The organism is Streptomyces griseiscabiei (assembly GCF_020010925.1).
Taxonomy (GTDB): domain Bacteria; phylum Actinomycetota; class Actinomycetes; order Streptomycetales; family Streptomycetaceae; genus Streptomyces; species Streptomyces griseiscabiei.
Genome location: NZ_JAGJBZ010000002.1, coordinates 554,058 through 566,107 on the forward strand (window position 1 = coordinate 554,058; position 12,050 = coordinate 566,107).

General features: G+C 71.1%; 11 protein-coding genes and 1 pseudogene. 8 read left to right on the plus strand and 4 right to left on the minus strand.

The window, feature by feature from the left end; all coding sequences use genetic code 11:
• Nucleotides 1-28: 28 nt before the first annotated feature.
• The 5 genes from J8M51_RS20010 (at nt 29) to J8M51_RS20030 (ending at nt 5,168) form a co-directional block, all read left to right on the plus strand.
• Complete coding sequence (locus J8M51_RS20010; protein WP_179203449.1) at nt 29-1,288, plus strand: L,D-transpeptidase; 1,260 nt, start codon at nt 29-31, stop codon at nt 1,286-1,288.
• Between the two features lie 84 nt (nt 1,289-1,372).
• Nucleotides 1,373-2,140 (plus strand): enoyl-CoA hydratase/isomerase family protein, encoded by a 768-nt coding sequence (locus tag J8M51_RS20015; RefSeq protein WP_086762659.1) that lies wholly within the window; start codon nt 1,373-1,375, stop codon nt 2,138-2,140.
• Nucleotides 2,141-2,422: 282 nt separating this feature from the next.
• A complete protein-coding gene (locus J8M51_RS20020; protein ID WP_179203450.1) occupies nt 2,423-2,926 on the plus strand; it encodes an ATP-binding protein in 504 nt (167 codons plus the stop codon).
• Between the two features lie 215 nt (nt 2,927-3,141).
• Nucleotides 3,142-4,428 (plus strand): YncE family protein, encoded by a 1,287-nt coding sequence (locus tag J8M51_RS20025; protein WP_398856509.1) that lies wholly within the window; start codon nt 3,142-3,144, stop codon nt 4,426-4,428.
• A gap of 104 nt (nt 4,429-4,532) precedes the next feature.
• Nucleotides 4,533-5,168 (plus strand): ADP-ribosyltransferase, encoded by a 636-nt coding sequence (locus J8M51_RS20030; RefSeq protein ID WP_086762669.1) that lies wholly within the window; start codon nt 4,533-4,535, stop codon nt 5,166-5,168.
• Between the two features lie 28 nt (nt 5,169-5,196).
• On the opposite strand, the gene J8M51_RS20035 is transcribed toward J8M51_RS20030, so the two are convergent.
• Nucleotides 5,197-5,829: a GNAT family N-acetyltransferase gene (locus J8M51_RS20035; RefSeq protein WP_086762665.1), complete on the minus strand. Its 633-nt coding sequence runs from the start codon at nt 5,827-5,829 to the stop codon at nt 5,197-5,199.
• Between the two features lie 52 nt (nt 5,830-5,881).
• On the opposite strand from J8M51_RS20035, the gene J8M51_RS20040 reads away from it, so the two are divergent.
• The 3 genes from J8M51_RS20040 (at nt 5,882) to J8M51_RS20050 (ending at nt 7,964) form a co-directional block, all read left to right on the plus strand.
• Nucleotides 5,882-6,796 carry a helix-turn-helix domain-containing protein gene (locus J8M51_RS20040; protein WP_086762667.1) on the plus strand — a complete coding sequence of 305 codons (915 nt, stop codon included), beginning with the start codon at nt 5,882-5,884 and terminating at the stop codon, nt 6,794-6,796.
• Between the two features lie 71 nt (nt 6,797-6,867).
• On the plus strand, nt 6,868-7,080 hold the full coding sequence (locus J8M51_RS20045) for an EF-hand domain-containing protein (RefSeq protein ID WP_045563253.1): 213 nt from the start codon (nt 6,868-6,870) through the stop codon (nt 7,078-7,080).
• Between the two features lie 221 nt (nt 7,081-7,301).
• Nucleotides 7,302-7,964, plus strand: a complete 663-nt coding sequence (locus tag J8M51_RS20050; RefSeq protein ID WP_216591767.1) for an NADPH-dependent F420 reductase — start codon at nt 7,302-7,304, stop codon at nt 7,962-7,964.
• A 39-nt stretch (nt 7,965-8,003) separates the two neighbouring features.
• On the opposite strand, the pseudogene J8M51_RS20055 reads toward J8M51_RS20050, so the two are convergent.
• The 3 genes and pseudogenes from J8M51_RS20055 to J8M51_RS20065 all read right to left on the minus strand — a co-directional run bounded on the left by J8M51_RS20055 (nt 8,004) and on the right by J8M51_RS20065 (nt 12,031).
• Nucleotides 8,004-8,559 (minus strand): annotated as a pseudogene (locus tag J8M51_RS20055) (GH25 family lysozyme).
• Between the two features lie 29 nt (nt 8,560-8,588).
• A complete protein-coding gene (locus J8M51_RS20060) occupies nt 8,589-9,869 on the minus strand; it encodes an McrC family protein (protein WP_256966060.1) in 1,281 nt (426 codons plus the stop codon).
• Nucleotides 9,866-12,031, minus strand: a complete 2,166-nt coding sequence (locus tag J8M51_RS20065) for an McrB family protein (RefSeq protein ID WP_256966059.1) — start codon at nt 12,029-12,031, stop codon at nt 9,866-9,868. Before J8M51_RS20065 ends, J8M51_RS20060 begins: the two co-directional genes overlap by 4 nt.
• Between the last annotated feature and the right edge of the window lie 19 nt (nt 12,032-12,050).

Genomic DNA, 12,050 nt, shown 5'->3' on the forward strand with positions numbered 1-12,050 from the left:
TCAGGCCGTGCGAGGGGAGAACAGAGAGTTGAACGGGCGACCGATATCGGGGGCGTCGGTTGGCGCGCGGACGCGGCGGCGCAAGGGGGCCCTGGCGATGCTGCCGGTCCTGATGCTCCTCGCCGTCACCGCGTGCGGCGGAGGCGGGGGTTCGGACTCCGGCTCCGGCGGCGACAAGGGGAAGGGCTCCGACAAGAGCGCCTCCGACAAGGCGGCGGCCACCGGGGCCTCGGAGGCGGTGGTCTCCATCGCCCCGAAGAACGGCGCCGATTCCGTGGCCACCAACGGCGCGCTCAAGGTGACCGCCACCAAGGGCAAGCTGTCCGAGGTCACCGTCGAGAACGACAAGGGCGAGAAGATCGCCGGTGAGATAGCCAAGGACGGCGCCAGCTGGAAGCCGTCCATCCACCTCAACTCGGCCACCGAGTACAAGGTCCACGCCGTCGCCAAGGACTCCGAGGGGCGTGAGGCGGCCGAGGACTCCTCCTTCACCACGCTGACCCCGAAGAACACCTTCGTCGGCATCTTCACCCCCGAGGACGGCTCGAAGGTCGGCGTCGGCATGCCGTTCTCGGTCCGCTTCACCCGGGGCATCACCGCCCCCGAGGACGTCGAGAAGGCCATCACGATCAAGACCGAGCCGGCCGTCGACGTCGAGGGCCACTGGTTCGGCAACGACCGGATCGACTTCCGCCCGGAGAAGTACTGGAAGGCCGGTACGAAGGTCACCGTCGACCTCAACCTCGACGGCGTCGAGGGCCGCGAGGGCGTCTACGGCGAGCAGAGCAAGAAGATCTCCTTCACCATCGGCCGCAGCCAGGTCTCCACGGTGGACGTCAAGAAGCTCACCATGAAGGTCGAGCGCGACGGCAAGGTCATCAAGACCATCCCGGTCACCACCGGCAAGCCCGGCATGGAGACCTGGAACGGCCAGATGGTCATCAGCGAGCGCCTCAGCGTGACCCGGATGAACGGCGAGACCGTCGGCTACGGCGGCGAGTACGACATCAAGGACGTGCCGGACGCCATGCGGCTGACCAACTCCGGCACCTTCATCCACGGCAACTACTGGGGCGGCGACGCCTTCGGCAACTACAACGCCAGCCACGGCTGCATCGGTCTGCGCGACACCCGCGGCGGCTGGGACCGCAAGGCGCCGGGTGCCTGGTTCTTCGACAACTCGATGATCGGTGACGTCGTGGTCGTCAAGAACTCCAACGACCGCATCGTCGACCCGGACAACGGCTACAACGGCTGGAACATGTCCTGGGACAAGTGGAAGGCCTAGCCCTCCCCGCTCCATGTACGGCTCCGGTGCGCTGTGACACAGCACACCGGAGCCGTTGCCGTTAGTCCCCGTTAACCTGCCTGCATGACCGTGCATCTCGAAGTCACCGAAGGCGTGGGCACCATCCGCCTGGACCGCCCGCCCATGAACGCCCTGGACATCGCCACCCAGGACCGGCTCAAGGAGCTCGCCGAGGAGGCGGCGGACCGGGCCGACGTCCGCGCGGTCGTCCTCTTCGGAGGGGACAAGGTGTTCGCGGCCGGCGCGGACATCAAGGAGATGCAGGACATGGACCACGCGGCGATGGTCGCGCGGGCCCGTGCCCTGCAGGACTCCTTCAGCGCCGTCGCCCGTATCCCCAAGCCGGTCGTCGCGGCCGTCACCGGCTATGCGCTCGGCGGCGGTTGCGAGCTGGCCCTGTGCGCGGACTACCGGATCGCCGGGGAGAACGCGAAGCTCGGCCAGCCGGAGATCCTGCTCGGCGTGATCCCGGGCGCGGGCGGCACCCAGCGGCTGTCCCGTCTCGTCGGCCCCTCCAAGGCCAAGGACCTCATCTTCACCGGCCGGATGGTCAAGGCGGACGAGGCCCTCGCGCTCGGTCTGGTGGACCGGGTGGTCCCGGCCGAGGAGGTGTACTCCGCCGCGCACGAGTGGGCCGCGCGGCTGGCGCGGGGCCCGGCCATCGCGCTGCGCGCCGCCAAGGAGTGCGTCGACGCGGGCCTGGAGACCGACCTGGAGACCGGCCTCGCGATCGAACGGAACTGGTTCGCGGGCCTCTTCGCCACGGAGGACCGCGAGCGCGGGATGCGCAGCTTCGTGGAGGAGGGGCCGGGCAAGGCGAAGTTCGTCTGACGGTCCACAAGTTTCGCTGATCGACTTGCAGTTGACGCGATGTCTTACCCGCGTCCCCCGAAGGGGCGGTTTATCCGAGCCTTAAGACAGCCTTAAGGGAGTCTTGCCCAAGGCTCGTGGCGCTGACCGAAGTTCAGGGTGTCTGTGCAGGTCAGGTGGGCTGTCGTGGGTGGCTTGCTGCCGCTGGCATATGTCAAACGAAACTCCCGGAATGGTTGGTTCCGGGGGTTGTATTCCTGCGGAACGGCCCCGAAAGGGGCGCGGGGCGGCCATGATGGGGGCATGGCGGGGCTGGAGGGTATCGAACAGCCGCGGCGGCACGGGAGTGCGACCGCGGCGCGTTGGTCACCTGCGATCGAGGACGAACGGGCGCAGAAGGCACTGGAGTTGTTCGGCAACCCGACCGAGCACGAGGTCCCGCTGCCGTCCCGTCCCGAGTCCGCGGCGACGGCCCGCAGGCTCGCCCAGGTCGTCGTGCTCCGCCAGTGGCGGCTGTCGCCGAAGATGACCGAGGACGCGGTCTTACTCGTCTCCGAACTCGTGGGCAACGCCGTGCGGCACACCGGCGCCCGCGTCTTCGGACTCCGTATGCGCCGCCGCCCGGGCTGGATCCGCGTCGAGGTCCGCGACCCCTCGCGGGGGCTGCCCTGTCTGATCCCGGTCCAGGAGACGGACATCAGCGGCCGGGGCCTCTTCCTGGTCGACAAGCTCTCCGACAGATGGGGCGTGGACCTGCTGCCGCGCGGCAAGACCACCTGGTTCGAGATGCGGGTGGCGGACCGGTGAGAGGCCGTCCAGGGCCCCGCCTCGCCGGGGGCGCGGGGCTGTTCCCGACATGCGGCTCCACCGCGTGGGCGCGACCAGCCGCGACGAACCCGCGGTCGCCACCCGGCAGAAGCCCTCACGGCGCCCCGCACCCCGCACCCGTCGGCAGGCGCCACGCATCTCCGTCAATCGGGCCAATCGCCCGAATTCCCTCCCGGCCTCCCTATAAAGGTCGCGTGACCACGCCCCGCGCCTCCCTAGAGCAGCACCCCGTCAGCCGGCACTCCGTCGGGCGGCATCCCGTCAGGCGGCACCCCCTCAGGCAGCACAGCCTCGTGCAGCGCGCCCTGCTCGCCGCCGCCGTCCTCGCCGCGGTCGCCGCGTGCGGTTCCGGGACCAGGACCGACGAGCAGCAGCAGCGCATCCGGGCCGACCGGGCCGCCGCCGAGGCGGAAGCCGCCGAGCGGAAGAAGAAACAGCGGACGGCGATCCGGGGACTGCACGGCATGCCGCCCGTGCTGGACCCCAAGGACGTCTACGCCGCCGACCGCCCGAACCGGCTCTCCCCGGTGGTCAAGGACTTCCCGTCCCGGGTCTACGTCCCCAACAGCGAGTCCGACACCGTCTCCGTCATCGACCCGGAGACGTACGAGATCGTCGAGACCATCCCGGTGGGCCGCCAGCCCCAGCACGTCGTGCCCTCCTGGGACCTCAAGACCCTGTGGGTCAACAACAACCGGGGCCACACCCTCACCCCCATCGACCCGAAGACCGGGAAGGCGGGCAAGCCCGTCGAGGTGCACGACCCGTACAACCTGTACTTCACCCCCAACGGCAAGTACGCCGTCGTCATGGCCTCCCTCGACCGCGAACTCGTCTTCCGCGACCCGCACACCATGAAGCGCGTCAGGACCGAGCCGGTCACCTGCTACGGCGTCAACCACGCCGACTTCTCGCTCGACGGCACGTACTTCATCGTGTCCTGCGAGTTCAGCGGGGAACTGCTGAAGGTCGACACCGAGAAGATGAAGGTGATCGGACAGCAGAAACTGCCGTTCGAGGGGGCCATGCCGCAGGACGTGAAGATCTCCCCGGACGGCAAGCGGTTCTACATCGCCGACATGATGGCCGACGGCATGTGGGTCCTCGACGGCGACACCTTCGCCGAACCGGAGCTGCTGCCCACCGGCAAGGGCACCCACGGCCTCTACGTCGGCCGCGACTCCCGCGAGATGTACGTCTCCAACCGCGGCGAGGGCACGGTGTCGGTCTTCGACTTCACCGAGAACAGGCTCACCAAGAAGTGGCACCTCCCCGACGGCGGCAGCCCCGACATGGGCGGCGTCTCCGCCGACGGCAAGGTCCTGTGGCTCTCCGGCCGCTACGACTCCGAGGTGTACGCCATCGACACCCGCACCGGGGAACAGCTCGCCCGCATCCCCGTCGGCAGCGGCCCGCACGGTCTCGCGGTCTACCCGCAGCCCGGCCGCTACTCGCTCGGCCACACGGGCATCTTCCGCTGACGACCGGCATGCACCGGTGACACATGACAACCGGGCGGGCTGACACGCCTCCATACGAGTGACGGTCCCCGGCCCGGCGCGGCGCAGCCGAGATGGTGCTGAGCATGATCACTTCTCGTGCGCGGCGCCGGGCCGCGGCCGTCGTCCTGTCCCTCTCCGCCGTCCTCGCCACCTCCGCCGCGACGGCTCCGGCGCAGCCCTCCGCCGCGGTGCCGGCCAAGGCCGCCGCCATGGCCTTCGCGGGGGCCGTCGCCCCCACCTGTCCCCAGTTCGAGGACCCGGTGCACGCCGCCGCCGACCGCCGGGTGGACGTCGGGCGCATCACCCCCGACCCGGCCTGGCGCACCACCTGCGGCACGCTCTACCGCAGTGACAGCCGCGGCCCGGCCATCGTCTTCGAGCAGGGCTTCCTCCCCAGGGACGTCATCGACGGGCAGTACGACATCGAGAGCTACGTCCTGGTCAACCAGCCCTCGCCGTACGTCTCCACGACCTACGACCACGACCTGTACAAGACCTGGTACAAGTCCGGCTACAACTACTACATCGACGCCCCCGGCGGCGTGGACGTCAACAAGACCATCGGTGATCAGCACAAGTGGGCCGACCAGGTCGAGGTCGCCTTCCCCGGCGGCATCAGGACGGAGTTCGTCATCGGCGTCTGCCCGGTCGACAGGAAGACCAAGACGGAGAAGATGAGCGAGTGCGAGGGCAACCCGCACTACCGCCCTTGGCACTGACCGCTGTCCACCCGGCACCGACCGTCGTCTACCGGGCGCTGAGCAGTATCTCCGAGCCCACCGGCCGGTAGCCCGCCGACTGGAACGCCCGCACGCTGCGGGCGTTCCCCGGCGCGATCTGCGCCCACAGCGGCTCGGCGGCGAGATGCCGGGCGGCGGTCACCAGCGCCCGGCCCAGCCCCCGCTGCCGCAGGGCCTCGTCGACCTCGACCGAGACCTCCAGCCGCCCGCCGATACCGCGGCCCGTCGTCAGCACACCGCCGTCCGCCGCCCAGACCCGTACGTCGTCACGCCGGTGCCGGGCGTACGCGACGCGCGGGTGTCCGGCGTCCACGATCTCCCGCAGCGGCAGCGGCGGTTCGCCCGGCAGGGGCGTGGCGACCAGCATCGCGTCGATCGTCTCGGACGTACGGCCCGTCCGTTCCATGAGGGCGGCGAGGAACCGCGGGTTCATGCTCGCCGAGAGCGCGTCGCACTCCGCCTCCGCGAGCGTCCGGTGGACCCACGCGGGGTCCTCGTCCGTGAAGACCACGGAATGGGCCGTGAAGCACAGCACGCCCGCGTCGCGCGGCGAGTGCTGGGCGACGACGGTCGTACGGCCGTCCGCCGGCGGGAAGACCCCCCGGGCCGCCGCGTCGAGAATGTCCCGCAAGCTCTCCATCGCCGCCGTGCTCCTTGAGTCTCCACCCACTGGAAGGCCCACACTCGCAGACATGATCGAGAACGGCACCGGCCTTTTCACCATCGGGCAGCTCGCCCGCGGCTCCGGTCTGTCCGTGCGCACCATCCGCTACTGGTCCGACGAGGGCGTCCTGCACCCGGTCACCCGCAGCGCGGGAGGCTACCGGCTGTACGACGCCGCGTCCGTCGCCCGGCTCGAACTCATCCGCACGCTGCGGGAGCTGGGGCTCGGCCTGGACGACGTACGGCGGGTGCTCGCGGGCGAGACGACCGTCGCGGAGGTCGCGGCCAGGCATGTGACCGCGCTGGACGCCCGGATCCGGGCGCTGAAGGTGACCCGGGCGGTGCTGTCGACGGTGGCGCGACGCGGCTCGACCGCGGAGGAGATGACCCTGATGAACAGACTGGCCCGGCTGTCCGCCGCCGAACGCGGGCGGATCATCGACGACTTCATGGAGGAGACCTTCGGGGGACTGGACACCGCCGACCCCGACATCCGGACACGGCTGCGGTTCAGCCTCGCGGATCTGCCGGAGGACCCCACGCCCGAGCAGGTCGACGCCTGGGTGGAGCTGGCCGAGATGCTCCAGGACCCGGCGTTCCGGGCGCGGATGCGGCAGACGGTCGAGTTCAACGCGGCCGACCGGGGGCCGCAGGTGGCCTCGGGCACCTCGCTGTGGTTCATGAGCCGGTTGGTGCGGCTGGCGGGGGAGGCGCTGCGGGACGGCGTCGACCCCGCCTCGCCCGCCGCCGGTGAGGTGCTGGCCGGGCTGCTCGGCGACGCGGACCGGGCCGTCCTGCTGGAACGCGTCACCTCGGCGGCCCACGCCGAGCTGGCCCGGTTCCGGGAGCTGGCTTCGCTGGTGCGGGGCGTGGAGCCGCTGTCGGCGCACACGGAGGAGTTCGCGTGGGTGGTCGCCGCACTGCGTGCGCGCACGGCCGGTTAATCTGACCTGCGTCAGTAGGACAGTCGGCAGGACTGCCTGGAAGAGGCAGAGCACCAAGAAGGGGCGGACCGGTGGCGGACATCGAGGCAGCGCGCAAGGAGTTCCAGCGGATCGACGCGGACGGCGACGGTTTCATCACCGCCGCCGAGTTCAAGACCGCCCTGGCCCAGGAGGGCGACTGGAACGTCACCGAGTCCGTGGCGGAGGTCATCATCCGCACCCGCGACCTCAACGGCGACAAGCTCCTGTCGTTCGACGAGTTCTGGGCCCACCTGAACAAGTGAGCCGGGCCCCGGGGGCGCCTTCCGTCGAGTACGACGGGGGCGCCCCCGCGGCGTATCCGGAACGGGCGGGCGGGGCGGGTGAACGGGCGGGCGGGTGAGCGGGTGAATGTGCCGGAGTACCGGAATAGGCGGGCGCACGGCGAGGTTGGAGCCGAGTAATACATGCACACGCATGAAACGCGACGCACTGTGACCCACTGCGACCCAAGGGGCGACCTGACATGAAGATCGGCATCATCGGCGCGGGCAACATCGGCGGCAACCTCACCCGACGGCTCACGGCCCTCGGCCACGAGGTGTCCGTCGCCAACTCCCGGGGCCCGCAGACCCTCACCGCGCTGGCCGAGGAGACGGGTGCGACCCCGGTCCCGGTGGCGGAGGCGGCACGCGGCGCCGAGGTCGTGGTGATCACGATCCCGCTGAAGGCCGTCCCGGACCTGCCGTCCGGCCTCCTCGACGGCGCGGCGGACGGCGTCGCCGTCCTCGACACGGGCAACTACTACCCCCGTCAGCGCGACGGCAGGATCGCCGCGATCGAGGACGACGGCCTCACCGAGAGCCGCTGGACCGAGCGGCACATCGGCCACCCCGTGATCAAGGCCTTCAACGGCACCTACGCCCAGGACATCCTCGACCGCCCCCGCCCCGCGGGCGCCGCCGACCGCCTCGCCCTCCCCGTCGCCGGCGACGACGAGCCGGCCAAGGCCAGGATCCGCGCCCTCATCGACGACCTCGGCTTCGACACCGTCGACGCCGGCGGCCTCGACGACTCCTGGCGCCAGCAGCCCGACACCCCCGTCTACGGCCTCCGGGCCGGCACCGAGGCCGTGACCAAGGCCCTGGCCGAGGCTTCGCCGGAGCGGCCGGCGGAGTTCCGGGCGTAGCGGCACGGACTCGGCGCGGACCGGGCCGGCGGCCGGCGCTCAGCCGCCGGCCCACTCCCGCAGCGCGGCCTTGCTCGGGAAGGCCGCCACGTTCTTGTCGACCGGGTGGTCCGTGTGCTGGTGGAAGCGCCACCTGGCCTTGATCCGGGGCTTGCCGGCGGTGACGTAGTCCGCTATCCAGAGGCCGTCGCCGGCGTAGGACCGTGGAGTCGACGGTCAGCCAGTAGGTGCGGTTGCAGTAGAGGATCACGCGGTGACGCGGGCGGAGTTCCTTGACCCTGCGGAGGAAGCGGTCCTTCTCGGCGTTGCTCGCGTGGGTGCCCTCGCCGGTCGTCTCCCAGTCCACGGCGAGGATGTCCCCCGCCCTCTCCGGGGCCTTCCCGACGAAGTACTCGGCCTGCGCGGCCAGGTTCCCGGGCCACAGGAAGTGGTAGAAGCCGACGACCAGCCCCGCCGCACGAGCGGTCCTGGTCTGGGCGGCGAGCTTGGGGTTGGTGTACGTGCGCCCCTCGGTGGCCTTGACGAACACGAAGGACAGGCCGGTGGTGTCGTAGGAGGAGGACTGGTACGAGCTGACGTCGATGCCGCGCAGCATGGGGTCTCCGGAGCGGGATGTGGGGGGAGTCAGACGGGGGCGGTCATGTGCTCCGCCAGGGTCGTGAGGTTTCTGAGCAGGGCGGGGGGCGGAACGGCGAGGTCGAGGGTGTGGGCGACGACGGTGATGCCGGAGCCGCGGATCGCGTGCGGGACGGGGGCGGGGGTGGAGGCCGTCGCCGCGTAGACCAGGTGGCCCCGGGGGAGGCCCAGGGCCGTGCAGTAGGCGAGCAGTTGGTACAGGTGGGACGTGGGGGGCGTGGCGGGGGAGACGTAGGTGTACTTCGCGTCCGCCACCGAGACGGGGCGGCCCTCGCGGTAGAGGACCAGGTCGGGCCGGAAGGGGACCCGGGAGCCCTCGTCCAGGCGGTGGTGGGTCTCCTGGGCGGCACAGCGGATGCCGTGCCGGGCGAGGGCGGTGGTGAGGGCGACGGTCAGGAAGCGTTCGAAGACCGCCGGCATGTCGAGCAGGAAGCCGTCCGTGGGCAGCGGGGTCCCGCCCTCCGGCTGGGCCGAGCGGTGGGAGAGGAGCAGTTCCGCCAGGCGCAGGGCCGGGGCGTAGCGGGAGTTGAGACGGGTCGGGGTCCAGCCGGGGAGGGGCGCGCCCGGGTGGAGGAGGCGCACCCCGCGCAGATGGTCGGCGAGGTGGCGCAGCGCCAGGCGGGTGGCGGTGGGGACGCCCGGCAGACGCGTGGCCAGGTGGAGGGCGGCGAGGAGGAGGCGGTTCTCCGCGATGTCCGGGGTGTGATCGTCGTAGCGGACGGCCACCGGGAGGGGCAGGCCCACGCGGCGGAGCTGGTCCGCCGTCCGGATCCGGCCCCTGATCAGCGGCAGATCCTCCTCGACCGTGCGGTAGCCGTGCAGGACGCCGGACTCCAGGGTGCGGCGCGTGGTACGGGCGAGGAGGTCCGCGAGGGCGGGCAGCAACTCGTCGCTCGTGGCCGCGGTGACCGGGTCGGGCTCCGGACGCCAGGGGTCGGTGGGGGAGTAGGAGAGCAGGAACAGCAGGTCGCGGACCGGGAGTTTGGGCCGGAGGAGGAGTTCGATCGCCCCGCCCGCCGGGGTGCGCAGCCGGACCAGGCCCACCTTCTGGTGGCCGGCCACGCGCCATCGGCCGCCGGGGGCCGGGGCCAGCCGGACGAGACCGGGTGCCGAGAGCAGGGCCGCGACCTGGTCGGCCGTCAGGTCCCGTACGGTGCCGGGACCGGTCTCGTCGATGGTCAGCCGGAGCGGGGGCAGGGGCGGCGCCGGGCGCATACCGGGTACGGGGCGCACGCCCGGCGTGACGGAATCGGGGTGCACGTCCGTCATGAGCCCAGTGCCCTGCGCAGGGAGGCCAGGCCGTACTCCTCCTCGACGTCCACCCCCGTGCCGTACGACTGGTCCTCCAGGAGCGGCAGGATCTGCGTGCGCCAGATCAGGTCGAGACCCTCGGGGCGGGTCGCGCCGGGTTTCATCAGATAGGACGGGCCGATGGCGCGGTCGGCGTCGCCGAGGCGCCGGTTCAGCTCGTCCAGCAGACGGGCGGCAATCTCCGGCAGGCCGTGGCGGCGCAGCCAACGGTCCAGCAGGCCGTGCACCGGCTGCTGTTCGGGGGAGAGCCGGCGGAAGGCGAAGCGGCGGCGCATCGCCGCGTCGATGAGCGCGATCGAACGGTCGGCCGTGTTCATCGTGCCGACGAGGAACAGGTTGGCCGGGAGATGGAACGGGTCGTGCGGACTGTACTGGGTGGTGACCGGCTCCTCGCGGTACTCCAGCAGGAAGTACAGCTCGCCGAAGACCTTCGCGAGGTTGGCCCGGTTGAGCTCGTCGATCACCAGGACGTACGGGTTCGCCGGGTCCTTGCGCGCCCGCTCGGCCAGCAGTTTGAACGGGCCGGGGACGACGTCGAACACCACCGACCCCGGGGCGCCCGCCCCGCCGTCGCCGCGCACCGGACGGAAGCCCTCGAAGAAGTCCTCATAGGTGTAGGAGGGGTGGAACTGCACGAGTTCCACGCGGTCCGGTCCCGCCAGATGCCTGGCCAGGGCGCGGGCGAGATAGGTCTTCCCGGTGCCGGGCGGGCCGTGGAACACGAGCTGACGCTGCTCCTGGAGCTGCTGGGCCGTCTCCGCCAGCCAGGGCAGCGGCATCAGCAGGTGTTCGGCCAACTCGGCGGTCACGGGAGGCAGTTCCAGGGGTTTGGTGACATCGGCCTCGATCAGCGGTTCGGCGACGACGTCCTCCAGGCCCGCGCGCTCCGCGAGTTCGGCGGCCACGCTGCTGATGTCGTACACCGTGGGCGGCCGGGTCAGCCGGTTCTGGACGGTCTGGGGGAGTTCCGAGCGTTTCAGCGGGCGCTCGGCGGTGGCCCAGCGCACCGGCAGACGCCGGGCGTTGTCGAGGCCGTCCGCGGTGTCGTACACCGCCGGGCCCTGGACCGTGCCGACGTGGACCTCGTCCGGCGTGACGGTGGCCACCAGGTCGCCGGGCCGTATGAGGGTGAGGAAGGCGTGCAGTTGGTACACGGACTGTCCGCGTGACTGGGTGCTGTCGTCGGGAAGCCCTTCCAGCACCGTCCGCTGGATCTCCTGCTTGGCCGTGCCCGCCGGGATGCCGGGCAGTTCCTTCCAGGACACCGAGCAGTAGCCCCGCGCCAGCCAGTCCGGTACGAGATCGCGTCCGTCGACGTTGGCACCGCGCACCAGCCAGCCCCGCTGGTCGTGCTCGACGGTGGCGTGCCGCCAGCGGCCCACCCAGGGTTCGGCGTAGAACCACACCGGCTCCTTGCTCCGCGCCTCCAGGATTCCGCGGAGTTCGAGCAGATCACGGTCGTCGTCGCCGGTGACCCGGGGCAGTTCGTCCGTGAACGCCTTGACGATCTCGTGCTTGTGGTGAGCGCTGGCGATGGGCTGGAAAGTGTCCGGGAAGAGCGCGTGGAGGAGTACGTGGATCTGGGCGCGGCCCTTCTTGTGGCCGACCGAGTCCTGGATGCCCAGGCAGAGCCTCCGCAGACCCCAGGGGTCGTCGTTCAGCAGCGCGGCCCGCTCCCCCGGCTCCCGCCCGGCCAGCCGCTCCACCAGCAGGACCAGGATCTGGAACTGTGCCCACCGGTAGTTGAGGAACCCCTGGCCGCCATGGAGAAAGCCCTTCAGACCCGGCTCCAGGGCCTCCGGCACGACGACCGGCCGGGCGGCCCAGGACAGCACCTCGCGCAGGATCTGGAGCTTCTTCGGCAGGCCGATCTGCTCAGGTACCAGCGGGGCCATGTTCACGAAGAGCAGCTCGGCCGCGAGGACGATCGTGTCGTCGGGCGCCCCGGCGAGCTGCCGGCCCAGCTTGACCAGGAAGGTGTCCGAGGACTCGTCGGGCCGGTCGACGAACCGGGCGCGCAGATCAGCGGCCGTGCCGCCCGTCCAGGCCTCCAGGTCCGGTGAGAAAGCGGACCTCCCGGTCAGCAGCCCGTCGCGGAACATCCGCTGTACCACTGCCACGACTTCGGCGCCGTCCGGC

Coding starts and splice junctions, on each gene's coding strand:
- J8M51_RS20015 (WP_086762659.1), top strand. CDS start 1,373: ATGACCGTGCATCTCGAAGTCACCGAAGGCGTGGGCACCATCCGCCTG.
- J8M51_RS20030 (WP_086762669.1), top strand. CDS start 4,533: ATGATCACTTCTCGTGCGCGGCGCCGGGCCGCGGCCGTCGTCCTGTCC.
- J8M51_RS20020 (WP_179203450.1), top strand. CDS start 2,423: ATGGCGGGGCTGGAGGGTATCGAACAGCCGCGGCGGCACGGGAGTGCG.
- J8M51_RS20050 (WP_216591767.1), top strand. CDS start 7,302: ATGAAGATCGGCATCATCGGCGCGGGCAACATCGGCGGCAACCTCACC.
- J8M51_RS20060 (WP_256966060.1), bottom strand. CDS start 9,869: ATGACGGACGTGCACCCCGATTCCGTCACGCCGGGCGTGCGCCCCGTA.
- J8M51_RS20040 (WP_086762667.1), top strand. CDS start 5,882: ATGATCGAGAACGGCACCGGCCTTTTCACCATCGGGCAGCTCGCCCGC.
- J8M51_RS20035 (WP_086762665.1), bottom strand. CDS start 5,829: ATGGAGAGCTTGCGGGACATTCTCGACGCGGCGGCCCGGGGGGTCTTC.